Source organism: Roseateles sp. GW835-FHT13E02 (genome assembly GCF_058794035.1).
This window is the reverse complement of record NZ_JBXAGJ010000015.1, coordinates 129,524-156,029: the sequence shown is the minus strand read 5'-3', so window position 1 is coordinate 156,029 and position 26,506 is coordinate 129,524. Positions and strand designations below refer to the sequence as shown.

Sequence of the window (26,506 nt, the reverse complement as noted above, 5' to 3'; positions counted from 1 at the left end):
ATCGGCGCCAACGGCGCGGGCAAGACCACCACGCTCAAAGCCGTGACCGGCCTGCAGCCGGTGGCCGACGGCGACGTGAAGTACCTGGGCCAGAGCATCAAGGGCCAAGGCCCCTGGGACCTGGTCAAGCAAGGCCTGGTCATGGTGCCGGAAGGGCGGGGCACCTTCACCCGCATGACCATCACCGAAAACCTGCAGATGGGTGCCTACCTGCGCAGCGACAAGGCCGGCATCGAGGCAGACATCGAGCGCATCTTCGGCATCTTCCCGCGCCTGAAGGAGCGCCGCGCCCAGCTGGCCGGCACCATGAGCGGCGGCGAGCAACAGATGCTGGCCATGGGCCGGGCGCTGATGGCCAAGCCGAAGGTGCTGCTGCTGGACGAGCCCAGCATGGGTTTGAGCCCCATCATGGTGGACAAGATCTTCGAAGTGGTGAACGACATCCACAAGCAAGGCGTGACGGTGCTGCTGGTGGAGCAAAACGCCAGCCGGGCGCTGCAGCTGGCCAACCGGGGCTATGTGATGGAGTCGGGCCTGGTGACGATGACGGGCGAGGGTCAGTCCTTGCTCAATGACCCCAAGGTGCGTGCCGCGTATCTGGGGGAGTGAAGCGGGCGAGTGAGCTCCGCCACATCCGGACCCGCTTCAACCGCAAGGCGGGGTCAGGTCTTGCTTTCGAAGGCAGCCGCTAACGGCTGCCTTTTCCATTCCTGCCTCCGTGTTTTCCCATCCCCCATGGCTGAGGGGGCTTAGGGCTTTGTACGCATATGTGAAATATCACCGGGGTTCTACGCTGCCATCACGTTCTTCGGTTGTAACGCTCGCGCAAGCAGTGTTGCTGCCGAGGGCTGATCAACACCTCTTTCGAGGGGAAGACGAGGAACCTATGAAACTAGCTAAAAAATGCTTGTTGGGATTGGCCGGCGCGACGCTGGCCCTTGCTGCGCAAGCTGACACCTACACCGAGGGTTTTGACAACCTGGCCGCCTCCGGCTGGACCTTGACCAACAACAGCAGCCCCGCCGGTCAGGCTTGGTTCCAGGGCGTGCCCGAGTATTTCGCGGCCCAGTCGGGTGGCAACGGCTCATATGCCGCCGCCAACTTCCTGAGCGCGGCCGCCGGTGCCGGCAGCATTTCCAACTGGTTGATCAGCCCCGAGCTGACCCTGGGTGGCGCCAACACCGTGAGCTTCTTTGCTCGCACGGAAGCTGTCGAAGGCTTCTCTGACACGGTCAAGGTCTACTTCAACGCAGGCGCGGACGCCGCCACCTCCAGCTTCACCAGTCTGCTGGGCACCGTGACCCTGAGCACCTCGGGCTGGACGCAGTACACCTTCGCCCTGCCGAGCGCTGCCACCGGCCGCATTGCCTTCGAATACGCCGTCAGCGACGCCGCCACGGCCAATTTGGCTGCGATCGACAGCGTCAGCGTCAGTGCCGTGCCGGAACCCGCCAGCTTCGCCCTGATGGGTCTGGGCGTGCTGGGCCTGGCTTTCCTGCGCCGCCGCCAAGACTGAGAACGCCGGGGCCGCAACGCTGCCTCCAGCGCAAGCGTTCGCTGCCCAAGCTCGGAAACACAGATTCGGCTCTCCACACAAGGACATCGCCATGATTGAAAAGAAAACCCAGCAAGCCCTGCGGCTTGCAAGCGCCGCGGCCTTGATGGCCGTGGCTGGTCTGGCCCAAGCGGCCAGCCAGACTGTCGCCAAAGACTCCGAGACCGGCGCTCTGCGTGCACCGACCGCCGCTGAAGCCCAGGCCCTGCGCGGCAAGGCCGCCGCCGGCCGTGTGAGCAACGCTGCCAGCCAACCGCGCGGCCTGCTGACCGGCAAGATCAACCCGGCGCCGGTGTACCACCGCGACGGCACGGTCGAGCAAGAGCTGGATGAAAGCAGCCAGTCCTTCTCGGTGGCCGTGCGCAATCCGGACGGCACCATCGAGACCGCCTGTGTGACCGGCGCCGAAGCCGCCCAGGCCATCGTCAAGGGCAAGAAGTCCATCAGCAAGACAGCAAAGGTGCATGCACATGAGCACAAATAAGTTCATCGGCGGCAAGTTCGCCACCGGCGCGCTGCTGATCGCCGCCGGCCTCCTGGGTGCCAGCCTGCAAGCGCAAGCCGCGGCCATCATCACCATCAACAACATGAATGCGCCGGGTGTTGGCTTCAATGACCCGACGCCGGTTGACCCGGTCGGTGGCAACACCGGCACCACCCTGGGTGAGCAGCGCCTGATCGCCTTCACGCATGCCGCCAACATCTGGGGTGCGACGCTGACCAGCAATCAGCCCATCGTCATCAATGCGCAGTTCACCGATCTGGCCTGCACGGCCACTTCGGCGACCTTGGGCAGCGCTGGCGCCACCTCGATCTTCCGCAACTTCCCCAACGCACCGAAGGCCAACACCTGGTATTCGTACGCGCTGGCCAACAAGATTGCCGGCGCCTACCAGGGCACCGCCGGTGCGGCTCAGATCAACGCCAACTTCAATGCCAAGCTGGGCAAGACGGGTTGCCTGGACGGCACCTTCTTCTACCTGGGCCTGGACAGCAATCACGGCACGAACATCGACTTCGTCGTGACCCTGCTGCATGAAATGGGCCATGGCGTCGGTTTCCAAACCTTCACCAACGGCTCCACCGGTGCGCAGAACGGCGGCTTCCCGGCCATCTGGGACCATTACCTGATGGGTACGGCCACCGGCAAGCTGTGGAAGGACATGACCAATGCGGAGCGTCAAGCCTCGGCCCTAAGCGGCGACAAGCTGGTCTGGACCGGCCCGCTGACCAACGCGGCTGCGCCTCAGGTGCTGCGCGCTGGCGTGCCCGCACTCAATGTGAGCGGCTCGCAGGCCGGCGCTACCGCGGGTGCCCATCCCGTCGGTGAGGCCTCCTTCGGCCCCGCCCTGACCGCCACCCCGATCACGGGCGCGATCATGCCGGTGGTGACCGCGACGGGTGCGCTGGATCTGGCCTGCGAACCGGTGACGGGCCTGAACGCCATCGCCGTGCGCAACAACATCGCCCTGGTCAGCCGCGGTACCTGCGGTTTCACCGTCAAGGTGAAGAACCTGCAGAACGCAGGTGCCAAGGCCGTGCTGGTGGCCGACAACGCACCCGGCACCGTCACGGGCCTCGGTGGCAGTGACCCGACGGTCACCATCCCCTCGGTGCGCATCACGCAAGCCGACGGTGCCGCTCTCTTGGCTGCACTGAGCAAGCGCACCCGCACGACTTCGGCCGTGTACGCCTCGCTGGCTCTGGACATGACCCGTTACGCCGGTACCGACGCCGCAGGCCGCCTGCTGATGTTCGCGCCGAATCCTTTCCAGGGCGGTTCGTCGGTGTCTCACTTTGATACATCGGCCACCCGCAACCTGTTGATGGAACCGGCCATCAGCGCCGACCTGACCCAGTCGCCCATGGTGCCGCAGGATCTGACCTTCAAGCTGCTGCAAGACATCGGCTGGTAAGCGTGTCGATGTGGGGGCGATTCGTCGCGCCCACTCGCTTTCTTCGCGGCGCGTCGCCTTCGGGTGGCGCGCCGTTTTTCTTTGGGGGCACGGCTCGGGTGGGGCGGCGAGAAAGTTCGCGTTCCGTACCTCGCATGTAACCCACGGGTCGGCTTGTTCTTGTAATATGGTTACCAACTTTCAAGCTGCCGAGTTACACCGGCCGACTGTATGAACAAGACCCTGATCGCCGTCACCGAACGCATCCGCGCGCGCAGCGCTGCCAGCCGCGCCGCCTACCTCGACGGTGTCGACCGACTGGCGGGCCGCAAGCGCGGCATCGAGCGCATGGGCTGCGCCAATGTGGCCCATGCCGTGGCGGCCATGCCCGCCAACGACAAGCTGCGCATCGTGGCCGAAAAGGCGCCGCACCTGGCCATCGTCACCGCCTACAACGATATGTTGTCGGCCCACCAGCCCTACGAGGCCTACCCGAATCTGATCCGCGCCGAAGCCCATGCCCAGGGTGCCACGGTGCAGGTGGCCGGCGGCGTGCCCGCCATGTGCGACGGCGTGACCCAAGGCCTGCCCGGCATGGAGCTGAGCCTGTTCTCGCGTGACACCATCGCCATGGCCACGGCCGTGTCGCTGAGCCATGATGTGTTCGATGCCGCCTTGCTTCTGGGCATCTGCGACAAGATCGTGCCGGGTCTGCTGATCGGTGCCTTGCATTTCGGTCATCTGCCCTGCGTCTTCGTCCCGGCCGGGCCGATGAGCAGCGGCCTGCCCAACAACGAAAAAGCCAAGGTGCGCGAGCAGTTCGCGCAAGGCCTGGTCGGCCGCGATGAGCTGCTCAAGGCCGAATCCGCCGCCTACCACGGTGCCGGTACCTGCACTTTTTACGGCACTGCCAACAGCAACCAGATGCTGCTGGAAGCCATGGGCCTGCATGTGCCCGGTGCGGCCTTTGTTCACCCGCATGAGCCCCTGCGTGAAGCCCTGACCCGCGAGGCGGTGCGTACGGCCCTGTCTATCACCGCCAAGGCCCGCTACACGCCGATCGGCCGCCTGGTGGACGAGCGCTGCATCGTCAATGCCATGGTGGCCCTGCTGGCCACCGGCGGCTCGACCAACCATCTGATCCACTGGGTGGCGGTGGCCCGTTCGGCCGGCATCCTGATCGACTGGAGTGATTTCTCCGAGCTGTCCGCCGTGGTGCCCCTGCTCAGCCGTGTCTACCCCAATGGCGCGGCCGATGTGAACCAGTTCCAGGCGGCCGGTGGACCCAGCCTTGTGATCCGCGAGCTGCTCGATGCCGGCTTGATGCACGAGGATGTGCTGAGCGTGGCCGGCAACTCGCTGCGCCCCTTCGCTCGCCAGCCGCATCTGGCCGAAAACCAGGCCGTGCAGTGGCACGATCTGGCCCCCGAGAGCGGCGACGAGAGCGTGGTGCGCCGAGCAAGTGCGCCCTTCAGCGCCAGCGGTGGGCTGAAGCTGCTGCAGGGCAATCTGGGCCGTGCCGTGATCAAGGTCTCGGCCGTGCCGGAAGACCGTCACATCGTCGAAGCGCCGGCCCGCATCTTTGCCGACCAGGAGTCCATGCTGGCGGCTTTCAAGGCCGGCGAATTGGAGCGTGACGTCGTCGTGGTCGTGCGCTTCCAGGGCCCGCAAGCCAATGGCATGCCCGAGCTGCACAAGCTGACGCCGCCGCTCGCCGTCTTGCAAGGTCGCGGTTTCAAGGTCGCCCTGGTCACCGATGGCCGCATGAGTGGTGCGTCGGGCAAGGTGCCGGCCGCCATCCACGTCTCGCCCGAAGCTCTGGCCGGTGGCCCGCTGGGCAAGCTGCGCGATGGTGACTTGGTGCGTCTGGATGCCGTCACGGGCGAACTCCTGGCCCTGGTGTCTGAGGCCGAATGGGCCGCCCGCGAGCAGGCCCAGATCACGCCCGAGCAAGCCGCGCAGAACGGCCAAGGCCTGGGCCGTGAGCTGTTCGCCGGCCTGCGCCGCAATGTGCGCACGGCGGAAGAGGGCGCCGTCAGCTGGCTCTGATCCGCCACTTCTTGCCGCCTCGCCTTTTGTATCGATTCCCCACAAGGTTCTAGCCCATGAGCATCTCCAACACCCTGGCCCTGGCCGCGCACGGCCCCGTCATTCCCGTCATCGTGATCCAGCGCCTGGAAGACGCCGTGCCCCTGGCCCAAGCCTTGGTGGCCGGTGGCGTGCGCGTGCTGGAGGTGACGCTGCGCACGCCGGTCGCCCTGCAGGCCATGGAAGCCATGGCGCGCGCCGTGCCCGAAGCCATCGTCGGCGCCGGCACGCTGCGCACGGCGGCCGATGTGCAGGCCGCCAAGAACGCCGGCTGCCAGTTCGGCGTCAGCCCTGGTTTCACCGAGGCCATCGGCGCCGCCTGCCAGCAGCATGGCCTGCCCCTGCTGCCCGGCGTGTCGACCGCCAGCGAGGTGATGCAGGCCAATGCGGCGGGTTACAGCTTTTTGAAGCTGTTCCCGGCCGTGGCCGTGGGCGGCGTGAACCTGCTCAAGGCTCTGGGCGGCCCTTTCCCGGATGTGGCGTTCTGCCCCACCGGCGGTATCAGCCTGGAGACCGCGCCGCAGTTTCTGAGCCTGCCGAACGTCAAGGTGTGCGGCGGCTCCTGGCTGACCCCGCAAGATGCGGTCGACGCTGGCGATTGGGCGCGCATCACGCGCCTGGCGGCCGAAGCCGCCGCGCTGCGCGCCTGAGCCTGAGCCTGAAATTCAGGCCGGGCGTTCAAACACCAGGCAGGTCGTGCTGGCATGGGCGTACAGGCGCCCGTCATGGCCCAGCAATGAGGCTTCGGCCGTGGCGACCTGGCGGCCGCTGTGCAGCACCCGGCCGACAGCGCGCACCAGGGGCACCTGCTCGGTCAGGGCACGCACCATATTCACCTTGAACTCCAGCGTGGTGTAGGCCCGGCCGACCGGCATGGTGGTGTGCACCGCGCAGCCCAGGGCCGAGTCCAGCAAGGTGGCATACCAGCCGCCGTGGACGGTGCCGAGCGGGTTGTAGTGGCGCCGCATCGGCTGGCCCTGGAACACCGCTTCGCCGTGGGCGACCGAGATCAGCATGAAATCCAGGGTGGCGCAGATGGGCGGTGGAGGCAGCTGGCCGTCCAGCATGGCCTGCATGGCTTGCAAGCCCGTCAGGGCCTGAACCTGATCGGGGCGGGCCACGCCGCTGCCCAGGCTGCCGATGCGCGCGCGCACCGCGGCTTCTTCTGCCTGCCATTGCTGCAGCAGGGCGTCGAGTTCTTGGGTGTTCTTCATGGCTGCGTGCTCGTGCTCAAGCCTGGGTCGCGGCGATCTGGCGCAGGGCCTGGGCGAAGACCTCGGGCGGCTGGCCGCCCTGGATCAGGTGGCGTTGGTTGATGACGATGGCGGGCACAGAGTTGATGCCGGCGGCCTGCCATTCGGCTTCAAGCTGGCGCACCTCGGTGCTGAACTGCTCGCTGGCCAGCACGGCGGCTGCGGCCTCGCCGTCCAGACCCACGCCTTCGGCGGCGCGGCGCAGGACCGCGTGGTCACCGGGGTTCTGGCCCTCGGTGAAGTAGGCACTCAGCAGCGCCAGCTTGAGATCGCGCTGCGCCTGGCCGCCTTGCAAACCGGCCCAGTGCAGCAGGCGGTGGGCGTCAAAGGTGTTGTAGATGCGGTCACGGGCGCCCTTGGTGAAGGTGAAGCCCAGCTCGGCGCCGCGTTGGCGGATGGTTTCGCGGGTTTGCTCCAGCTGGGCCGGCGCCGCGCCGTATTTGCGCGCCAGGTGGGCGTTGATCTCCTCGCCCTCGGGCGCCATCTGCGGGTTCAGCTCGAAGGGCTGAAAGTGCAGATCCACCTGCAACTCCGGCAGGCTTTGCACGGCCTGCTCTAGCGATTTGAGGCCGATCGCGCACCAGGGGCAGGACACGTCGGAGATGAAGTCGATTCGTAGGGAAGGAGAAGATGAGCTCATGCCGGGCACTGTAGCCCAGGGCTGACGTGCCGGCAGGCCTGTGGTCTTGCGGCGCTGGTTTCAGCCCTGCCTGCGGCCGGGCAGGGTGGCCAGCAGCACGCCGGCCAGGGCCAGGCCGTAGGCCCAGGCCTGCCCGCCGCTCAAGTGCTCGCCGAGCAGCAGGCCGACCAAGGCCGTGGCCACCGGCAGAAAGACCATGAAGACACCCGCCTGGCCAGCCGGCACCTTGCGCAGCCCGCTCATCCACAGCCACACCGTCACCATGCTGGCGGCTGCCGCGTAGAACAGCAGCAGGACCCAGATCGGCAGCGTGGGTTGGCTGAAATCAAAGCGGGTCGCCTGCCACAGACCGAGCGGCGTGACCAGGGCCAGGCCCCAGAGGTTGATCAAGGCACTGATACGCTTGGCCGACACCTGGGCCGTGAGCTTTTTGCCGATCACCACATAGCTGGCCTCGCAGAACACCGCGCCCAGCAGCAGGCCGATGCCCAGCCAGGAGCTGGCCGCCGGGCTGCCGGCCGGCGCACGCTCCAGCGCCACCAAGGCGATGCCTGCGACGCCAAGCGCGATGCCGGCCCAGACGCGCGCCGTTTGACGTTCCTTCAGCAACACACGGCTGAGCAGGGCCACGGCGGCCGGGATGCCCGCCAGGATCACGCCGGCCACCACGGCCGAGCTGTGCTGCAGGCCGAACAGCAGGCAGATGGAAAACAGGAAGTTGCCGAGAAAGGATTCCAGGAACAGAAGGCGCCGGTGCCGACCGTCGAGCGGTGCCTCGCCAGGCCCGCGGCGCAGCCAGGGCAGCATCAGCACGGCCGCCAAGCCGAAGCGCAGCCAGGCCAGAAGAAACACAGGAAAGCTCAGCAAGAGGACTTTGGACAGGCCTACATAACTGCCCACCAGGCTGGTGCTCAGGGCCAGGCAGGCGTAGGCCAGCCAAGGCGTTGCAGCGCGTGGAGAGGTCGACGTGGGGGAGGATTGCATCAGGCGGTTGGTGGCAAGGGCGGGGAGGGGCGAGGCGAAGTCAGGCGAAGTGAGGCGGGGAGGGGCGGGGAGGGGCGGGGCGGGGCGGGGCGGGGAAAGGGGGGGAGCTGTCTTGCTCGCACAAGTCGGGCGCCCATTGTGGCGGCAGTGGCGCTTGCTTTTGGATGTGTCGGAAGTACTTCTGCGACGCAGAGCCTGAGTGGCTTGCCGGGCGAAATGACGCCGAAAACTCGGAATCAGCTGCGCGTGCCAGGGCTTCCTGTCGTTCGCTCGAGCGACAGCCTGTTTTGTGCCTGATCTCGCATGGCCGTGGCTGCTGGCGTGGCCGTTGCCCGTGGCTTGAGGCGTGTGTGGGCCTGCGTTGTGGCGATCCTGCCTGGTCCACTTGTCTGTCCCTGGTATTGCAGGGGGGGGGCTATCTGGATCGCGCTGTCTTGGGGCTGTATCCAAAACGCTTCTTGAAGGCCGTGGCGAAGTTGCCGGCGCTGCCGTAGCCGGCTCGTGTGGCTGCCTGGCTGACATTCAGCCCCTCGTGCTGCAGCGAGAGCCGTGCGGCTTCCAGGCGGCGGCCGCGCATGTACTCGAACAGGCTTTCGCCGACAAAGGCCTTGAAGGCGCGCTGCAGGCTGCTGGGGCTCATGCCCACGGTGAGGGCGATGTCACCCAGATAGCTGGTGTCAAACTCACCGGCATCAACGCGAGCTTGCAGTTCGCGAAGGCGTCGATGGTCGCGCGGGCTCAAGGCCACCTTCGCCGGTGCCTGGCCGCCCACGGTGGCCAAGGCCTCGGCCAGGATCTCCATGACCCGCGCTTCCTGCTGCAGACGCTCGATCAAGCCGGCATGTTCCGGCGCGTGCACGATTTGCTGCGCCAGCCCCAGGGCTCGCGGCGATGGATGCCAATCCAGTCGAGCCAGGTGGCTGGACTGAAAAGCGCGCAGGCGCGCCTGCATCTGGGTGTCGCCCTCGCCCTGCATGACCCAGCACTCCGGCATCAAGGTCAAGACCAGTTTGTGTTCGTCTTGACCTTGATGGGCGCGACGAAGATAGGCGTCGGGCTCGGCAATGGCGACCAGCATGCCGCCGGAAGGCGTGGCTGTTTGTGGGCCGAGCCGGAAGTCCTGGTGGCCCAGCGAGAAGTCGGACTGCCCGCCGACGACCAGGCCGATCTTGAGCCCGGGTTGCACCGTGCCGCGGGTTTCACGGTCGTCCAGATCTCTCACGCGCATGCGCTGAAGAATCAGCCCCGAACTGAGTTCCCGACGTTCCACCAGTCCGGTGACCCATGGGGCGCATCTGGTGCGGTCGTTCCTCTGATCGCGGTTGGGTGCGCCGCGTTTTGACCGCGGTGCAGAGAAATCAGGCGTGCTCGCAAAGGTTGCAGACATGGGATGTTTGGATAATTGCAGATGAGAATCGTTTTCATTCGCAAGTTTGCCACGTCTTCTTTCATGACCTCATTCAAGCCCACTTTTCGTCTCAGTCCCCTTGCCCTCGTGGCCCTCTCAAGTCTGACCTGCGCCCAGACTGCGCCGACCCAGCTCCCCGAGGTGGTGGTCACCGGATCTGCCCTTGAGAAGCGCCTGGAGGAAGCGCCGGCCAGCATCTCCATCTTGACGCGCGCAGATCTGGAGCGTCGCCCGGTGCATGAGCTGGCCGAGCTGCTCGGCACCGTGCCTGGCGTCACGTTGACACGCGGCGGCAACGGTGTGCCCAGCGTACAGATCCGTGGGCTGGGCAATGCCTACACGCTCATCCTGGTGGATGGGCGCCGCGTCAATTCGAGCTCGGCGGTTTTCCGTGGCAATGACTACGACCTGGGCTGGGTGCCCGCTGAGGAGGTGGAGCGCATCGAGGTGGTGCGCGGGCCGATGTCATCGCTGTACGGCTCCGATGCCATTGGCGGTGTGGTGAACGTCATCACGCGCAAGGTCGGTGCGCAGTGGCGCGGCAGTGCGCGGCTGGATGCGATCCAGCAACAAAACCGGCTCGCGGGCGACAGCCGAATTGCCAGCTTCTCGGTCGGCGGCCCCTTGATGGCCAGGCAGCTGGGTGTGAAGCTCTCGGGCGGTGCCGACAAGCGCGAGGCCGACGATGCGGCACTCAACCCCGCCGCCGGCAATGGCGTGCGCCAAAGTGGCTTGCCGGGCCTGAAGAATCGCTACATCAGCGGGCAACTGGCGTGGAGCCCCAGCGAGCTGCATCAGGTGACGCTGGACCTGGACACCAGCCACCGAGATCATGCGGGGTTTGAACTTGAACGCGACGCCTTGTCGCTGCGTCACCAAGGCCGCTATGAGTTCGGCCGCAGCGAGCTGCGCTTCTACAGAGACAACTCCAAGAATTTGACTGGCACGGTGACGGGCCAGATCAACCCCAACAAATCCAAGGTGAAGGTGCTGGATGGCAAGTTCAGCCTGCCGCTGGACTTGTGGGAACAGAACCTGACCTTGGGTGCTGAACTGCGTCACGAGCAGCTTTGGGATCCCACCAATTTGGCCGGCGCTCCCGGCAGCTCGCCGCGCGCAAACCCCTCCACGGCCGTGCGCCAGAAGGCCGTGTTCTTCGAGGACGAGATCACGGTGCTGCCCGGGCTGACCCTGACGCTGGGTGATCGATATGACGACCACGAGAACTTCGGTGGGCATCACAGCCCGCGTGTCTATGGCGTGTGGCATCCGGCAAAAGGATGGACCGTTCGTGGTGGCTGGGCGCGTGCGTTCCGAGCACCGACTTTGTTGATCAACAGCCCCGATTGGGGGTCGCCGTCTTGTGGAAGCGCCACCGCGGGTTGCTACATCACCGGCAGCCGGGATCTGAAGCCGGAGACCAGCATGAGCAAGGAGCTTGGGGCAGCCTTTGATGGTGGCCGCTGGCAGCTGGGCCTGACGGTTTACGACACCCAGCTGAAGAACATGCTGGACATCACCAACCGGACCTCGAACAAGACGCTGGCCCCGAGCTACGCCAACTTCATCGGCTTCCTGCCCGATGGCCGACCCATGTTCCGCTACCAGAACATTGCCGGTGTCCGCAGCCGAGGTGCGGAGCTGAGCGGCCGACTCAAAGTCAGCTCGGCACTGGATATCCGCGCCAACTACAGCTACACCGACGCCAAGAACACCAGCGGTGTCAGCGCGCTGCCGCTGACCTACCGTTCCAGACACGTGGCCAATCTGGGCGCAGATTGGCAGGCTTTGCCTGCGCTGGCGCTGAGCCTGTCTGCTCGCTTCAACGGAAAGCAATACATCAGCGTACCCGCCAACGGTCAGAACCTGCAGCAAGCCGCGGCGTACTCCATCGTGGATGGCAGCGTCAGCTGGACGATGAACCCGTCGCTGGTGGTGCGGTTGGGCTTGTTGAATCTGGCCAATACGACCGTGGACCGGGAGAACAGCAACGAGTTCAACGAAGACGGGCGCCGCTTCTACCTCTCGGCCACGGTGCGCTTCTGATGAAGGCCTGCTTGATTCTTTTGCTGCTCGCCGCTGTGCTGCCGGTGTCTGCCCAGCAACTGCCCGTTGATGCCGTGAAGGGCGACTACATCGTGGGCGCACTCCAGCTCCCCGAGGCCGGTGTGCTGGAGTTGCAGTCTCCAGATGGACAACTGCTGCGTCGCCAGGCGGCGCCGGCCGGTGAGTCGGAGTTCCGCTTTGTGGCTCTCCAGTCGGGGCGCTACCGAGCCGGGCTGGCCAGTCCGCAATTGCAAGGACGAGTCTGGCTGACTGAGCAACGCCCGCTGGAAGCGCAGCTGCCTGAGGTCGCCGCACCTGAGGCGCCACTGGCCAGCCCCAAGTTGCGCGCCTTGGCCAATGAGCTGGGTGCCGGAACGCCTGCGTTCTGGGCTGCCGTACAGACCTCGGGCGCTCCGTGGATTGAGCCCATCCCCGACCATCCGCAATCGTGGCAGGTCAGCTTCTTGTGGCGAGGGGATGCGAGCACGCGCAGCGTTCGTCTGTTCTGGCCGGTGCGTCAAGGCGATCAAGAGCGCTTCGCACGCCTTCCTGGAACGGATGTCTGGCATTACAGCGTGCGATTGCCTTCGGGAACGCGGCTGGCCTATCAACTGGCTCCCGATGTGCCTCAGCTCAAAGGCGCGGGGCGGCAGGCGCAGCGCCGAGCCATTCTGGCGCGTGTCCAAGCCGACCCATTGAATCTGCGTCGCTGGGCGGCCGGCACGCCAGCGCTGGGAGGCTTTGACAACATCCAGGCGGAGCATTCGCTGCTGGAGTTGCCTGGAGCACCGCCAGAGCCTTGGTTGGAGCCGCGTGCCGAGGTGCCTCGCGGGCGCGTGGAGCATCTGCGTTTTCAAAGCCAGCAGCTCGGCAACGAGCGCCGCTTGACGGTCTATCTGCCGGCACAGAAGTCGGCCGAAGCACTGCCCTTGCTGCTGCTGTTCGATGAGGATGCGTATGTGACACGGGTGCCCACAACGACCATCCTGGACAACCTGATCGCATCGGGCCGCATTCCTCCGCTGATGGCCGTGCTGGTGGGCAATCCGACCCGCGAGTCACGCTCCGAAGAACTGCCTTGCAATCCACGCTTTGCAGACATGATGGCCGGCGAGTTGCTGCCCTGGCTGGCTGCGCGCTATCCCGTCACCCGCGAGGCCGGCCGCACTGTGGTGGCCGGTTCCAGCTACGGCGGGCTGGCCTCGGCCTGGTTGGCGCTTCGCCATCCGGAACGCTTTGGCCGGGTCCTGAGCTTGTCGGGCTCGTTCTGGTGGGCTCCTGCGCGGCCGCCCGGCTTTGTGGCTGGCGGGCTCGACGATGCGGCGGAAGGCGAGTGGCTGACCCGCCAGTATGTCGCCGCCCCGCGCAGCGATGTCGTCTTCTACCTGTCACCTGGCTTGCTGGAGCGAAGCGCCCCGTCCGACGGCCCCGGAATTCTCGAAACCAATCGGCATCTGCGCGATGTCCTCATGGCTCGCGGCCAACGCGTGATCTACCGGGAGTTTGCCGGTGGGCACGACTATGTGAACTGGCGCAGCGAACTGGCCGAGGGATTGATCGCACTGTTGGGGGCGCCATGAGCCAATTGATCTACCACCCTCTGCGCGCGCGCCTGTTGCAGGTGTTGTCCGTTGAGGCGCTCTCATCGCGTCTGCGGCGCATCACCTTGGGCGGTCCTGAGCTCGAGGGCTTCGTCAGCCCCATGCCTGATGACCATGTGAAGCTGCTGCTCCCGGCGCCAGGCGAGACCCTGCCCGTCTTGCCGACCTTCAGCGACAAGGGGGCGACCTTTCCCGACGGTGCGGTCCGCCCGGTCGCGCGCGACTACACGCCGCGCGCATTCGACCTGCAGCGGCAGACCTTGACCTTGGACTTTGTCCTGCATGGCGACGGACCTGCCTGCACCTGGGCTGCTTCTGCAAAGCCGGGTGATCAGGTCGGCGTGGCCGGGCCTCGTGCCTCGCATGTGTTGGACCCCAATGCCCACGCGCATTGGCTCTTGCTCGGCGACGAAACCGCCTTGCCCGCGATTGCGCGCTGGCTGGAATGGCTGCCTCAGCAAGCACGGGTCACCGTGCGCATCGAGGTCGGACGTGCGGAAGATCGCATTCAGCTGCCTGCGCATGAAGGGCTCGATCTGGTCTGGCTGCAGCGTCGAAGTCAGCCCGAGGGCTGCGCGCTGTTGGCGGAGCTTCGTCGTCTTGACTTGTCTGAGGGCTTTGCCTGGATCGCTTGCGAGTCCGCGCAGATGCGGGGTTTGCGACAACACCTTTTGAGTGAACACGGCTGGCCGCGTGAGCAGATGTATGCCGCTGGCTACTGGAAGCGCGGCGCTTCAGATCATGACCATGAACAATGAAATTTCTCGCCGCCAGCTGCTGCTGGCCACCCTGATGGCGCCTGCATGTGTCCGCGCGCAGCTTGTGACCGATATCGCCGGTCGCAAGGTTGAGCTGCCCAAAAGGGTCGAGCGAATTGTGCTCGGTGAAGGCCGTCAGCTCTACACGCTGGCCCTGCTGGAAGACCCACCCCTGGCTCGTGTCATCGGTTGGCAGGGCGATATGTCAACTTTCGATCCGCAGACCTACCAGCAGTACCGCGCGCGATTCCCTCAGATCGACGGCATCGCCAAGATCGGTGGAACCAGCGAAGCCAGTGTCAGCCCTGAAAAGGTGTTGTCGCTGCGCCCCGATCTGGCCATCTTCAGCATCAGTGGCCATGGTCCGGGGCGCCGCAACCCCTTGGTCGAACAGCTGCAGAAGATCGGCGTGCCCGTGATCTTCATCGACTTTCGCGAGCATCCTCTGGCCCATACCATTCCGAGCTTGCGCTTGCTGGGCCAGGCATTGGGACGCGAGGCGAGGGCGGAGAAGTTCATCGCCTTCTACGAGGCACAGACGCGCCGTGTTACCGAGCTCACGGCTGGCATTGGAAGTGCCTTTCGTCCACGCGTCTTGCTGGACGCCCGCGCGGGTGATTCAGCGGGCGTGCTGACGGCGGGCCGGGGCAGTTTGGGCGAGCTGATCGAGATGGCCGGCGGTATCAACGCCGGTGCGGATCTCATCCCCACGCCGCTGGGTGAAGCCAGCCTGGAAGCGGTGATTGCATGCAAACCCGAGGTCTATGTCGCCACGGGCTACCAGCATCCCGGGACCAGCGCCCCGGGTTTGCGCATGGGAGCCCAAGTCAGTGAAGCCATGGCCCGCGAATCCTTGCTGCAAGTGCTGCGGCGCCGCCCGGAGATGGCCAGCCTGCCGGCCGTGCGATCGGGGCGCATCCATGGCGTGTGGCATCACTTCTACAACACGCCCTACCATGTCGTGATGTTGCAGGCCATGGCTGCATGGCTGCATCCCCAGCGGCTTGCTGCCGTCGATGCGCGCGCCACCTGGCAGCAGATGCACCGCGAGTTCTTGGGCATGGCGCCGACCGGGCAGTACTGGATCTCGGCATGAGGGGCGCGTATGCCATCCTGCTGCGGCGCCGTCTAGGCATGGCCATCTGGATCGTGCTGGCCATTGTGGCGAGCTTTGTCTGGGACTTGACGACAGGCCCGTCTGGTCTGAGCGCTTCGCGCCTGCTCGAGCTTCTGATGGCGCCGATCCAGGGCGCCGCAGTTTTGGACGCCGAGCATGTCATCGTGTGGGACATCAGGTTGCCGCAAGCCTTGATGGCGGTGGTCGTGGGCGCCGCTCTGGGGCTGGCAGGCGCGGAGATGCAAACCGTGTTGGACAACCCCTTGGCCAGCCCGTTCACCCTGGGTTTGTCGGAAGCCGCCGCCTTCGGCGCGGCCTTGGCTCTGGTGCTGGGCGCGGGCAGCGCCTGGTCGGTGGCGGCCTCGGCCTTTGCATTCGCCTTGCTGGCCGCCCTGTTGTTGGATCAGGTGGCGATACGACTGAGCATGAGCGCTGGCAGTGTTGTCTTGTTCGGCATTGCCCTGGTGTTCAGCTTCAATGCGCTGTTATGGCTGTTGCAATACATGGCATCCCCTGAAACCCTGCAGGCCATCGTGTTCTGGATCATGGGCAGCTTGGCGCGGGCGGATTGGCCCAAGGTGGCGGGGCTCACCGCGGTTTTGCTCTTGTGCTTGCCCTTGGCACTGCGCGATGCCTGGAAGCTGACCGCCCTGCGTCTGGGCGAGGACCGTGCGGCCAGTCTGGGCATCGATGTGCAGCGGCTGCGTCGCGGCAGCCTGTTTCGCGTGGCTCTGCTGGCGGGGTCTGCGGTGTCTTGTGTGGGAACCATTGGGTTCATCGGTCTGGTGGCGCCTCATATCGCGCGCCGTCTGTGTGGGGAAGACCACCGCTTCTACCTGCCTTTCAGCGCCCTGGTGGGGGCGCTGGTGCTGTCCGCCGCTGCGATTGCTGCCAAACAGATCCTGCCGGGGGCTTCATTGCCTGTGGGGGTGGTCACTGCGCTGGTGGGCGTTCCCTTCTTTCTGGCCATCGTCTTGCGACGTGGAGGTGTGGCATGAGTCTGGACGTTCGGAACCTCAGCGCGGGCTACCGAGGGCGGCCTGTGTTGCGCGGTGTCAGTCTGCCCCGCTTGGGTGGAGGCAGCCTGACCGCATTGCTAGGTCCCAACGGCAGCGGCAAGTCCACCTTGTTGAAGGTGCTGGCTGGTTTGCTGGGCTATCAGGGGCAGATCGAGCTGGAGGGTGTCGAACTGCGTCGGCTTGGGCTTGCGCAGCGCATGGCGCGGATGGCTTACTTGCCGCAAGCGCTGCCGCGTGGCGTGCATTTGCGCGTGTTGGAGGCGGTGCTCACGGCACTGCGCGCTGATGGAGTGGCCCGCAGCGACGATCTGGAGCGTGTCGAGGCAGTGCTGCGAAGACTCGGTTGCGAAACTCTGGCCTTGCAGCACTTGGATGCCTTGTCGGGTGGCCAGCGCCAACTCGTGGGTTTGGCCCAGGCGCTGGTGCGCCAGCCTCGGGTGTTGCTGCTGGATGAGCCGCTCTCTGCCTTGGATCTTCGCCATCAACTGCGCACGATGGAGTTGCTCGCTTCTCTGGCTGTTGAGCGCGATATGGCCGTACTGATCGTGCTTCACGATCTCAATGTGGCCATGCGCCATTGCACCGGCGCGGTGCTGCTACAAGAGGGGCAGACCGTGGCCGCAGGTGCGCCCGCCGACGCCATCACACCGGCCAACTTGGCGAGGGTGTACGGGGTGCAGGCGAGGGTGGAGGCTTGCTCCAAGGGCCATTTTCAAGTCCAGGTGGACTGCGAGCTGCCTCAGGTGCCGTGCGGCACGCCGGTGTGATGGCGGCGTGATGGCGGCGGATCGTGAAGCTCACGCGATGTGCTCGCATGCGCTGGCAAGCCATGGGCACAGGCAGGCCCCGACAGAACGGCTCGCTGGTGCACTTCATCGGGAAGTACCAAGCTAGACGCGCAACAGGGTGGGGCTTTCGCCCGCAGGCCTTGCGACGCCGCCGACAGCGGCCCGGCACAGGCGCTGTGACGAGTAGGGGTTCCATCGTGGCTGGAACCATGTGCCTCGCGCCAGCACCGCGCCATGGTCGGCTTCATTCGACCGTGTTGGCTTGGGCTCCGTTCAGGCGGCTGTTTGAGCATCTCGTCGGATTGAGGCATGCCGAGTTGAAGATGTCGGGAGATGCTTGCCCGAGCGGATCGCGAACCCTCGCCTTCGGCCGACCTCAACAAGAACGGAACCCCTCGATCATGATGCCCAGAAACTCCGCGTTAGTCGGCTTGCTCGTGGCCTTGTGTGGGCTGTTTTTCGGTGCGACTGCTCGTTCATCACCGACGGAGGAAGCCGCCGACAAGGCCCGCGCCGTTTCGAGTCTGATTCAGGCGGAGATGGCTGCCCGTGGCATCCCTGGGGCTCAGGTGGCAATCGTCCAGAACCAAAACATCATCTTCACCGGCGCCTTTGGCCTGGCCACCCTGGAAGGTGCCGTCCCGGTGACCCCGCAGACCGTCTTCCCGATCAATTCGATCAGCAAGGCGCTGGCGGGTGTGGCGGTGATGCAGCTTGTCGAAGCCGGAAAGCTGGATCTGGACGCGCCCTTGAAAACTTACCTCGAGTCGCTGCCAAGTGCCTGGGGCGCGGTGACCGTTCGGCATGCACTCACCCACATGTCGGGCCTTCCAGAGATCGTCGATGACAACCTCCGAGCGATTGACGGCGCCGCGCCGGAGCTGGCCTGGGAGAAGGTGCAAAGCTTGCCCTTGGACGCACTGCCCGGGACCCGGTTTGGCTACACGCAGACCAACTATGTGGTGATCGGCAAGCTGATCGAGACACTGACGAAGCGGTCGTATGCTGACTTCGTTCGGGAACGGCAGTTCATGGCCGCGGGTTTAACGCGGACCCGCTTTTCTATCGATGGTGAGCCCGATGCGGCTTCGCTCTACAGCTTCCTGGCGCTGCAAATTCAGGGGATGAAGACGGTCGGCGTCGAGCGAAGCAAGGTCCCTTTGCTTCGACTTGAGCCCATGACAGCCTATCTGGACGCGGCGGGCGGGGTCAGGACGACGGCGACGGACCTGGCCAAGTGGGTGATCGCCCTGCAGCGCACGAAGCTGGTCAGTGCCAACAGCTTGGATCAACTCTGGAAGCCGCAGGCGCAAAAGGACGGCACCATCCGCGGCTTCAATGCCCTCGTCAATGGCTACGGTTTGGGCTGGCCTTCGGCGCGGCGCGACGCCCATCCTGCGCTGACGCCGGTCGGCGGCGCACGTGCCGCTGTGTTCATCTACCCCCGGGATGCGCTGACGGTGCTCGTGCTGACCAACCTGATGGGTGCTTCGCCGGAAAGGTTCATCGACAACATCGCGTCGATCTACATCCCCGACCTGGTTCCGACGGGGCGTTAGTGGGAGATGCGTGAGGTTTGCGGCAGCGAACATGAGGGCTCGCAAGTCGCGGATGTTCAAGCGGGGGGGGCTACAGCGATGAGTGAGCTTGCACATCGGGCGGCCAGAAATGAAAAACGGGCCGCTTGGGCCCGTTTTTGCTGACTTTCTGGCGGAGAGGGCGGGATTCGAACCCGCGGTGGGGATTAACCCACACACGCTTTCCAGGCGTGCGACTTAAACCGCTCATCCACCTCTCCGAAGCCCGCCATCATAGCGCAGTTTTCAGAGCCAAAATCGAAAAGCTCGAGTTTTCTGGCGGCTGACCTTCAATTTTTTGCGTTCGAGCCTTTGAGCAAGGCCATGGCCGTGCTGATCAGGCCGGAGACCTCGCTCATATTGCCCGGCACGATCATGGTGTTGTTCTTCTGGGCCAGCTGGGCGTAAGCGTCCACGGCTTTTTCGGCGACCTTGAGCTGCACAGCCTGGTCGCCGCCCGGTTGCTGGATGGCGGCGGCGATCTTGCCGATGGCGTCGGCGGTGGCGTCGGCCACGGCCGTGATGGCGGCCGCGGTGCCGGCCGCCTTGTTGATCTCGGCCTGCTTTTCACCCTCGGAGCGGGCAATGGCCGCTTCGCGCTCGCCGGTGGCGATGTTGATCTGTTCCTGGCGGCGGCCCTCGGAGGCTGCGATCAGGGCGCGCTTCTCGCGCTCTGCGGTGATCTGCGCCTGCATGGAGTGCAGGATGGCCGGCGGCGGCGTCAGATCCTTGATCTCGTAGCGCAGCACCTTGACGCCCCAGTTGAGCGCGGCTTCGTCGAGCGCTTGCACGACCGAGCTGTTGATCACATCGCGCTCTTCGAAGGTGCGGTCCAGCTCCATGCGGCCGATCACGCTGCGCAGCGTGGTCTGGGCCAGCTGGGTGATGGCGACGATGTAGTTGCTGGAGCCATAGCTGGCGCGCATGGCATCGGTCACCTGGAAGTAGAGGATGCCGTCCACCGTCAGCTGGGTGTTGTCCTTGGTGATGCAGACCTGGCTGGGCACGTCGAGCGGAATTTCCTTGAGCGAGTGCTTGTAGGCCAGGCGGTCGACAAAAGGCACGAGGAAGTTGAGGCCTGGGGTGAGGGTGCCGTGGTACTTGCCCAGGCGCTCGATGACCCAGGCGTTCTGTTGCGGCACGACCTTGATTGACTGGACGATGAAGACGGCGGCGATGACCAGCAGGAGCAGGGCGATTTCCATGAATGCCTCGATGTGAAAGAAAAAGGAGTGAAAGGAAACGAAAACAGCCCTGCAGCGGCTGCTGCGGGCGGATCGTTCAGCGGTCCAGCAAGAGGCAGCTGCCTTCGATGGCGCGGATGGTGTGCCGGCCAGGCAGAGGCTCGCCGCTGCCATTGAAGCGGGCCTGCCATTCGGCGCCGCGGTAGCGCACCAGAGCCTGGCCCTGGGCGTTCCAGGCCGCGACTTCCACCGCCTGACCGATGTCCAGGTGTGCATCGGGGTTGGCATTGATGGAAGGTGGGCTGGGGTCGCGCGAGCGCTTGAGGTGCCAGAGCACCACGGCCGTACCGCCGAGTGCGGCGGCCGAGATCATCTGCGCGCTGCCGCTCCAGCCCAGGTGGGCGGCCAGGGCGCCGGCGGCGCAGCCCAGGGCCAGCATCAGCAGGTAGAACGTGCCGGTGGCCAGCTCCACGGCGACCAGCGCGCCGCAGGCAATCCACCAGGCGGTGGCCCAATTCAAAGCCATGTCATTACTCCCTCTCCATGATCAGGGCCACGCTTACTTGCTCGGGGCATGTTTGCCGGCGTAAAAGAGGCCTGTGTTTCGCGCTGAGTGTACGGCGGCGGATGTCTCCTGCTGAGCAGCGCGCCGACCCGGACAAATTGAGTTTCCACGGCCCATGTCGGGATGCCAAAAGACACTGGGAAGCGCCCGCGGGCGTCCTGTTTGTGCGACAAAGGCCGGGGTGCGTCGCACACTGGCTTGGCTTGGCCCTACACTTCGCGCCTTTCGTTTTTCTGTCCCAGGCCCTGGAGGCTTTCACATGCTGCGCTTTCGCTTTCCCATCGTCATCATCGACGAGGACTATCGCTCCGAGAACACCTCGGGTTTGGGCATCCGCGCCCTGGCCGACGCGATCCAGAAAGAGGGCTTTGAAGTCCTGGGCGCCACCAGCTATGGCGACCTGAGTCAGTTTGCGCAGCAGCAAAGCCGCGCCAGTGCCTTCATCCTGTCCATCGACGACGAGGAATTCACGCCCGGCCCCGAGCTGGACCCGGCCGTGCTGAGTCTGCGCAAGTTCATCGAAGAAATCCGCTTCAAGAACGCCGACATCCCCATCTACATCTACGGCGAGACGCGCACTTCGCAGCATCTGCCCAACGACATCCTGCGTGAGCTGCACGGCTTCATTCATATGTTCGAGGACACGCCGGAGTTCGTGGCCCGCCACATCATCCGCGAGGCCAAGAGCTACCTCGACGGCCTGGCGCCGCCGTTCTTCAAGGCGCTGATGGATTACGCGCAAGACGGCTCCTACAGCTGGCACTGCCCGGGTCACTCGGGTGGCGTGGCCTTCCTGAAGAGCCCCGTGGGCCAGATGTTCCACCAGTTCTTCGGCGAGAACATGCTGCGCGCCGACGTCTGCAATGCGGTCGAGGAACTTGGCCAATTGCTGGACCACACCGGCCCGGTGGCTGCGTCCGAGAAGAATGCCGCGCGCATCTTCAATGCCGACCACTGCTTCTTCGTCACCAATGGCACCAGCACCTCCAACAAGATGGTCTGGCACCACACGGTGGCGCCCGGCGATGTGGTGGTGGTGGACCGCAACTGCCACAAGAGCATCTTGCACAGCATCATCATGACCGGCGCGGTGCCGGTCTTCATGACGCCGACGCGCAACCACTACGGCATCATCGGTCCCATCCCCGAGAGCGAGTTCTCGCCCGAGACCATCAAGAAAAAGATCGCCAAGAACCCGCTGCTCAAGGGCGTGGACCCCGAGACGGTCAAGCCGCGCATCATGACGCTGACCCAGAGCACCTACGATGGCGTGCTCTACAACACCGAGACCATCAAGCAGAAGCTCGATGGCTGGATCGACACCCTGCATTTCGACGAAGCCTGGTTGCCGCATGCGGCTTTCCATAACTTCTATGGCTCCTACCATGCCATGGGAAAGAACCGGGTGCGCCCCAAGACCGCCATGGTCTACGCGACCCAGTCCACCCACAAGTTGCTGGCCGGTTTGAGCCAGGCGTCGCAGGTCTTGGTGCAGGACTCGCAGAACGTCAAGCTGGACAAGCATTTGTTCAACGAGGCGTATTTGATGCACACCTCGACCAGCCCGCAGTACTCCATCATCGCCAGCTGCGATGTGGCCGCGGCCATGATGGAGCCCCCCGGCGGCACGGCCCTGGTGGCGGAGAGCATCTCCGAAGCGCTGGACTTCCGCCGCGCCATGCGCAAGGTGGACGAGGAGTACGACCAGGATTGGTGGTTCAAGGTCTGGGGCCCTGATCAGTTGGTCGAGGATGGCTACGGCAAGCCGGCCGACTGGATGCTGGGCGCCAACGAAGCCTGGCACGGCTTCGGCGAGATCGCCGCCGGCTTCAATATGTTGGACCCGATCAAGTCCACCATCATCACCCCCGGCATGGACATGAGCGGCAAGTTTGCCGAGACTGGCATTCCGGCCTCCATCGTCACCAAGTTCCTGGCTGAGCACGGTGTGGTGGTCGAGAAGACGGGCCTGTACAGCTTCTTCATCCTGTTCACCATCGGCATCACCAAGGGCCGTTGGAACACGCTGCTGACCGCGCTGCAGCAGTTCAAGGACGACTACGACAAGAACGCGCCGCTGTGGCGCATCCTGCCGGAGTTCTGTGCCGCCCAGCCGCGCTACGAGCGCATGGGCTTGCGTGACCTCTGCCAGAGCATCCACGAGGCCTATGCCAAGGGCGACATCGCGCGATTGACCACCGAGGTCTATCTGTCCGACCTGGAGCCGGCGATGAAGCCCAGCGATGCGTTTGCGCACATCGCCCACCGCCGTACCGAGCGGGTCGAGATCGATCAGCTGGAAGGCCGTGTGACCACCTCGCTGCTGACCCCGTACCCGCCGGGCATTCCGCTCTTGATCCCGGGCGAGCGCTTCAACAAGAAGATCGTGGACTATCTGAAGTTCACCCGAGACTTCAACGCCAAGTTCCCCGGCTTTGCCACCGATGTGCACGGCCTGGTGGAAGACAAGGGCGAAGACGGTCGTTCGCGTTACTACGTGGATTGCGTGGCGGCGGGCTGATCCGGCGGCGACGCACAACAAAAACGGGACCCTCGGGTCCCGTTCTTTTATCTTGCGGCTGCCCGCCGAGAGCTCGGCCGGCATACGCCGCCGAGAGAAGGGCTCAGCCTTCGCTCAGCGCCACATGGCTGAAGCCACCGTCCACATAGGTGATTTCGGCGCTGACGCCGGCGGCCAGGTCGGACAGCAGGAATGCGGCCACATTACCGACATCCTCGATTGTCACGTTGCGGCGAATCGGGGTGCTCGCAGCGAATTGGCTGAGCAGCTTGCCGAAATCCTTGATGCCGGAGGCGGCCAGGGTCTTGATCGGGCCGGCCGAGATGCCGTTGACGCGCACACCCTTGGCGCCCAGGGAGTGGGCCAGGTAGCGCACGCTGGCTTCCAGCGAGGCCTTGGCCAGACCCATGGTGTTGTAGTTGGGCACGAAGCGCGCGGCACCCAGGTAGGACAGGGTCAGCAGCGCAGCGCCCTGGCGCAGGCGCGGGGCGGCCAGCTTGGCCATGGCCGGGAAGCTGTAGGCCGAGATGTCGTGGGCAATGCGGAAATTCTCGCGCGTCAGGCCATCGAGAAAGTCGCCGGCGATCGCTTCGCGCGGGGCAAAACCGATGGAATGCACAAAGCCGTCAAACTCGGGCCAGGCCTCGCCCAATTGATTGAACAGGGCTTCGATTTGCGCGTCGTCGGATACATCGCAATCAAACACCAGTTTGGAATCAAACTCCGCGGCAAACTCGGTGATGCGGTCCTTGAAACGCTCGCCTTGGTAACTGAAGGCCAGTTCCGCACCCTCCCGGTGGCAGGCTTTTGCAATGCCATAAGCGATGGATCGGTTGGACAGCACGCCCGTGATCAGCAATCGCTTGCCTGCGAGAAATCCCATGTGTGGCTCCTAGGTTTGAAATCAGCGTGGGATTTTCGCATGCCAATGCCTCTTCGCAAGCTGCGCGCTTGTGGGCATGGTGCTTGCATAGTACAATCCCGGCTTCGCTGTTGGACACGGCGGATGGTTTGTTAGCAAAAACACCGGCTTGCGACTTGGCTTCAAGTGCAGGCACAGTGAGAGGCTGGCGAGCTGGGGGTTTGTGGTGCGGCAGCTTGCGGCGACGTCATGAGGCGTGGTTCAAGTGGGGCGGATCCGGATCTCATAAGCTGGTCGGGCAGTGCGGCAGGCGGGTGCTTCGTGAGGGAGTGCATGTCGGTTTTCAGCGCTGTAAGAACATGGGCGGATTCATCCAGCCCATTTTTTTTGCTTGATCGTTCCGTGTCCTTTTTGAAATCGCCGTACGGATCAGCCTCCGCGAGAGAAACGAAGATAGACCACGCATGAATTGGCAAGACGCTGTTGAGAAAACCGTGACCGGTTTGGGTTACGACCTGGTGGACTGCGAGCGCAGTCCGGGGGGCTTGCTGCGCGTGTACATCGACAAACTGCCCGCTGAGGCGCTGACCGGCGCTTTGATCAGCGTGGATGACTGCGAGCGTGTGACTCGGCAGTTGCAGTATTTGCTGGAAGTGGAAGGCTGCGCCTACGAGCGCCTGGAAGTGTCGTCGCCCGGTCTGGATCGACCCCTGAAGAAGCCGCAGGACTATGCGCGCTTCCTCGGCGAGGAAATCGAGATCACGCTGCGCATGCCGTTCCAAGGTCGCAAGAAATACAAGGGCGTGCTGGCCCAGCAGCCGGTCGAGGGTGGCGAGCCGCTGGCCCACCCGTTCCCTCTGGTTGCGCCTGATGGCGTGGCCGTGATCGAGCCGGCGGCGGCGCTGGCCGTGCTGGCTGCATTTGCCGACACCCAGGCCTGGCGTCTGGTGTTCAGTGAAGGTGGTGCCGAACAGGCGCTGGATTTTTCTCTTGAAGAAGTGCGCGAGGCCCGCTTGGTGCCCGTGGTGAGCTTCAAGGGTCGTGGTGTGAAGCCCGCGCCGGCCAAGAAGCCGCCGCGCGCCAAGCCCGCACGCAAGGATGACAAGGTTGACGGAGGTCCTGATCAATGAACCGCGAACTGTTGATGCTGGTGGACGCGATTTCGCGCGAGAAGAGCGTGGAGCTCGATGTGGTGTTTGGTGCGGTCGAGGCCGCCCTGGCTTCGGCCACCAAGAAGCTGTGTGGCGGCGAGGCCGACATTCGCGTTTCGATTGACCGGGATTCCGGCGCGTACGAGACATTCCGCCGTTGGCACGTCGTGCCCAACGAGGCCGGCCTGCAAAACCCCGATGCGGAAATCCTGCTGTTCGAAGCTCAGGAGCAAATCCCTGACATCGAGGTGGAAGACCACATCGAAGAGCCCATCGAATCCGTGCCCATCGGCCGTATCGGTGCGCAAGCGGCCAAGCAGGTCATCCTGCAGAAGATCCGTGACGCCGAGCGTGAGCAGTTGCTGAACGACTTCCTGGCCCGCGGCGAGCAGATCTTCGTCGGCACCGTCAAGCGCCTAGACAAGGGCGACATCATTGCCGAGTCGGGCCGCATCGAAGGCCGCCTGAAGCGCTCGGAAATGATCCCCAAGGAAAACCTGCGCACCGGCGACCGCGTGCGTGCCGTGATCCTGGGCGTGGATCCGACCCAGCGCGGCCCGCAGATCATGCTGTCGCGCTCGAGCCCCGAGTTCATGAAGGAATTGTTCGCCCAGGAAGTGCCTGAGATCGAACAAGGCCTGCTGGAGATCAAGAGCTGCGCGCGTGACGCCGGCTCGCGCGCCAAGCTGGCCGTGCTCTCGCACGACAAGCGTGTCGACCCCATCGGTACCTGCGTCGGCGTGCGCGGTTCGCGCGTCAACGGCGTGACCAATGAGTTGGCCGGCGAGCGCGTGGACATCGTGCTGTGGTCGGAAGATCCGGCCCAGTTTGTGATCGGTGCACTGGCTCCGGCCAATGTGCAGTCCATCGTGGTGGACGAAGAACGTCATGCCATGGACGTGGTGGTCGACGAGGAAAACCTCGCCATCGCCATCGGCCGTGGCGGCCAGAACGTGCGGCTCGCGTCCGAGCTGACCGGCTGGCGCATCAACATCATGTCGGCCGAGGAATCGGCTGTGAAGCATGAGCAGGAATCGGAATCGGTCCGCAAGCTCTTCATCGAGAAACTCGATGTCGATGCCGAAGTGGCCGATATTTTGATCGCCGAGGGTTTTACCAGCCTGGAAGAAGTGGCCTACGTGCCTATGCAGGAAATGCTGGAAGTTGAGGCCTTCGACGAGGACACGGTCAATGAATTGCGCACCCGGGCCAAGGATGCCTTGTTGACCATGGAAATCGCCCGCGAAGAAAAGGTCGAGGAAGTTTCCCAAGACCTGCGCGACCTGGAAGGCATGACGCCCGATCTGGTCGCCAAGCTCGCGGATGGCGACATCCACACTCGCGACGACCTGGCCGACCTGGCCGTCGACGAGCTCGTTGAATTGGCCGGTATGGATGAGGGTGCGGCCCGCGCTCTGATCATGAAGGCCCGCGAACATTGGTTCAACGCCTGAGGCGATTCAGCCTCTCGACATTGCCCAATCATTCGCCCAG

At 64.6% G+C, this 26,506-nt stretch carries 23 protein-coding genes and 1 tRNA gene; 16 read left to right on the top strand and 8 right to left on the bottom strand.

Annotated features, from left to right (window positions below; genetic code table 11):
• The 6 genes from AC1Q6P_RS15895 to eda form a co-directional block, all read left to right on the top strand.
• Positions 1-609 (top strand): ABC transporter ATP-binding protein (locus tag AC1Q6P_RS15895; RefSeq protein WP_492665901.1); only part of this gene is annotated, 609 nt, incomplete at its 5' end.
• Between the two features lie 277 nt (positions 610-886).
• Positions 887-1,516: a choice-of-anchor J family PEP-CTERM protein gene (locus tag AC1Q6P_RS15890; RefSeq protein WP_171828815.1), complete on the top strand. Its 630-nt coding sequence runs from the start codon at positions 887-889 to the stop codon at positions 1,514-1,516.
• 91 nt (positions 1,517-1,607) lie between these two features.
• A complete protein-coding gene (locus tag AC1Q6P_RS15885) occupies positions 1,608-2,039 on the top strand; it encodes a post-PEP-CTERM-1 domain-containing protein (RefSeq protein ID WP_492665045.1) in 432 nt (143 codons plus the stop codon).
• A complete protein-coding gene (locus AC1Q6P_RS15880) occupies positions 2,026-3,471 on the top strand; it encodes a PA domain-containing protein (protein WP_102766814.1) in 1,446 nt (481 codons plus the stop codon). Before AC1Q6P_RS15885 ends, AC1Q6P_RS15880 begins: the two co-directional genes overlap by 14 nt.
• A 210-nt stretch (positions 3,472-3,681) precedes the next feature.
• Complete coding sequence (gene edd, locus AC1Q6P_RS15875; protein WP_492665044.1) at positions 3,682-5,499, top strand: phosphogluconate dehydratase; 1,818 nt, start codon at positions 3,682-3,684, stop codon at positions 5,497-5,499.
• Positions 5,500-5,555: 56 nt separating this feature from the next.
• Entirely contained in the window at positions 5,556-6,188 is a 633-nt protein-coding gene (gene eda / locus AC1Q6P_RS15870; RefSeq protein ID WP_271009565.1) for a bifunctional 4-hydroxy-2-oxoglutarate aldolase/2-dehydro-3-deoxy-phosphogluconate aldolase, read from the top strand.
• A gap of 15 nt (positions 6,189-6,203) precedes the next feature.
• Here eda and AC1Q6P_RS15865 read toward each other — a convergent pair whose 3' ends face one another.
• From AC1Q6P_RS15865 to AC1Q6P_RS15850, 4 genes are all read right to left on the bottom strand, one after another.
• Entirely contained in the window at positions 6,204-6,752 is a 549-nt protein-coding gene (locus tag AC1Q6P_RS15865; protein ID WP_492665043.1) for a PaaI family thioesterase, read from the bottom strand.
• A 16-nt stretch (positions 6,753-6,768) separates the two neighbouring features.
• Positions 6,769-7,431, bottom strand: coding sequence for a DsbA family oxidoreductase (locus AC1Q6P_RS15860; protein ID WP_492665042.1), 663 nt, complete (start codon positions 7,429-7,431; stop codon positions 6,769-6,771).
• Between the two features lie 60 nt (positions 7,432-7,491).
• Entirely contained in the window at positions 7,492-8,415 is a 924-nt protein-coding gene (locus AC1Q6P_RS15855) for a DMT family transporter (protein ID WP_492665041.1), read from the bottom strand.
• A gap of 415 nt (positions 8,416-8,830) precedes the next feature.
• Positions 8,831-9,802 carry a helix-turn-helix transcriptional regulator gene (locus tag AC1Q6P_RS15850; protein WP_492665040.1) on the bottom strand — a complete coding sequence of 324 codons (972 nt, stop codon included), beginning with the start codon at positions 9,800-9,802 and terminating at the stop codon, positions 8,831-8,833.
• Between the two features lie 108 nt (positions 9,803-9,910).
• Between AC1Q6P_RS15850 and AC1Q6P_RS15845 the strand changes: the two genes are divergently transcribed.
• The 7 genes from AC1Q6P_RS15845 to AC1Q6P_RS15815 all read left to right on the top strand — a co-directional run bounded on the left by AC1Q6P_RS15845 (position 9,911) and on the right by AC1Q6P_RS15815 (position 18,711).
• On the top strand, positions 9,911-11,869 hold the full coding sequence (locus AC1Q6P_RS15845; protein WP_492665039.1) for a TonB-dependent receptor domain-containing protein: 1,959 nt from the start codon (positions 9,911-9,913) through the stop codon (positions 11,867-11,869).
• A gap of 11 nt (positions 11,870-11,880) precedes the next feature.
• Complete coding sequence (fes, locus tag AC1Q6P_RS15840; protein ID WP_492665038.1) at positions 11,881-13,449, top strand: enterochelin esterase; 1,569 nt, start codon at positions 11,881-11,883, stop codon at positions 13,447-13,449.
• Positions 13,446-14,228, top strand: a complete 783-nt coding sequence (locus AC1Q6P_RS15835; protein ID WP_492665037.1) for a siderophore-interacting protein — start codon at positions 13,446-13,448, stop codon at positions 14,226-14,228. The genes fes and AC1Q6P_RS15835 overlap by 4 nt, the downstream gene beginning before the upstream one ends.
• Entirely contained in the window at positions 14,218-15,324 is a 1,107-nt protein-coding gene (locus tag AC1Q6P_RS15830) for an ABC transporter substrate-binding protein (protein ID WP_492665036.1), read from the top strand. Before AC1Q6P_RS15835 ends, AC1Q6P_RS15830 begins: the two co-directional genes overlap by 11 nt.
• A complete protein-coding gene (locus AC1Q6P_RS15825) occupies positions 15,321-16,343 on the top strand; it encodes a FecCD family ABC transporter permease (RefSeq protein ID WP_492665035.1) in 1,023 nt (340 codons plus the stop codon). Before AC1Q6P_RS15830 ends, AC1Q6P_RS15825 begins: the two co-directional genes overlap by 4 nt.
• Positions 16,340-17,131 carry an ABC transporter ATP-binding protein gene (locus tag AC1Q6P_RS15820; RefSeq protein WP_492665034.1) on the top strand — a complete coding sequence of 264 codons (792 nt, stop codon included), beginning with the start codon at positions 16,340-16,342 and terminating at the stop codon, positions 17,129-17,131. Before AC1Q6P_RS15825 ends, AC1Q6P_RS15820 begins: the two co-directional genes overlap by 4 nt.
• Before the next feature lie 422 nt (positions 17,132-17,553).
• Positions 17,554-18,711 carry a serine hydrolase domain-containing protein gene (locus AC1Q6P_RS15815; RefSeq protein WP_492665033.1) on the top strand — a complete coding sequence of 386 codons (1,158 nt, stop codon included), beginning with the start codon at positions 17,554-17,556 and terminating at the stop codon, positions 18,709-18,711.
• 149 nt (positions 18,712-18,860) lie between these two features.
• On the opposite strand, the gene AC1Q6P_RS15810 is transcribed toward AC1Q6P_RS15815, so the two are convergent.
• From AC1Q6P_RS15810 to AC1Q6P_RS15800, 3 genes are all read right to left on the bottom strand, one after another.
• A tRNA-Ser gene (locus tag AC1Q6P_RS15810) sits at positions 18,861-18,950 on the bottom strand.
• A gap of 69 nt (positions 18,951-19,019) precedes the next feature.
• Positions 19,020-19,934, bottom strand: a complete 915-nt coding sequence (locus AC1Q6P_RS15805) for an SPFH domain-containing protein (RefSeq protein WP_492665032.1) — start codon at positions 19,932-19,934, stop codon at positions 19,020-19,022.
• 76 nt (positions 19,935-20,010) lie between these two features.
• On the bottom strand, positions 20,011-20,439 hold the full coding sequence (locus AC1Q6P_RS15800; RefSeq protein WP_492665031.1) for an NfeD family protein: 429 nt from the start codon (positions 20,437-20,439) through the stop codon (positions 20,011-20,013).
• Positions 20,440-20,737: 298 nt separating this feature from the next.
• On the opposite strand from AC1Q6P_RS15800, the gene AC1Q6P_RS15795 reads away from it, so the two are divergent.
• Complete coding sequence (locus AC1Q6P_RS15795) at positions 20,738-22,999, top strand: arginine/lysine/ornithine decarboxylase (protein ID WP_171828831.1); 2,262 nt, start codon at positions 20,738-20,740, stop codon at positions 22,997-22,999.
• A 103-nt stretch (positions 23,000-23,102) separates the two neighbouring features.
• On the opposite strand, the gene fabI is transcribed toward AC1Q6P_RS15795, so the two are convergent.
• Positions 23,103-23,882 carry an enoyl-ACP reductase FabI gene (gene fabI / locus AC1Q6P_RS15790; protein WP_492665030.1) on the bottom strand — a complete coding sequence of 260 codons (780 nt, stop codon included), beginning with the start codon at positions 23,880-23,882 and terminating at the stop codon, positions 23,103-23,105.
• Between the two features lie 443 nt (positions 23,883-24,325).
• Between fabI and rimP the strand changes: the two genes are divergently transcribed.
• Both rimP and nusA read left to right on the top strand, forming a co-directional pair.
• Positions 24,326-24,991, top strand: a complete 666-nt coding sequence (gene rimP / locus AC1Q6P_RS15785) for a ribosome maturation factor RimP (protein ID WP_102766796.1) — start codon at positions 24,326-24,328, stop codon at positions 24,989-24,991.
• Positions 24,988-26,466, top strand: a complete 1,479-nt coding sequence (gene nusA / locus AC1Q6P_RS15780; RefSeq protein WP_102766795.1) for a transcription termination factor NusA — start codon at positions 24,988-24,990, stop codon at positions 26,464-26,466. The genes rimP and nusA overlap by 4 nt, the downstream gene beginning before the upstream one ends.
• The last annotated feature ends 40 nt before the right edge of the window (positions 26,467-26,506 follow it).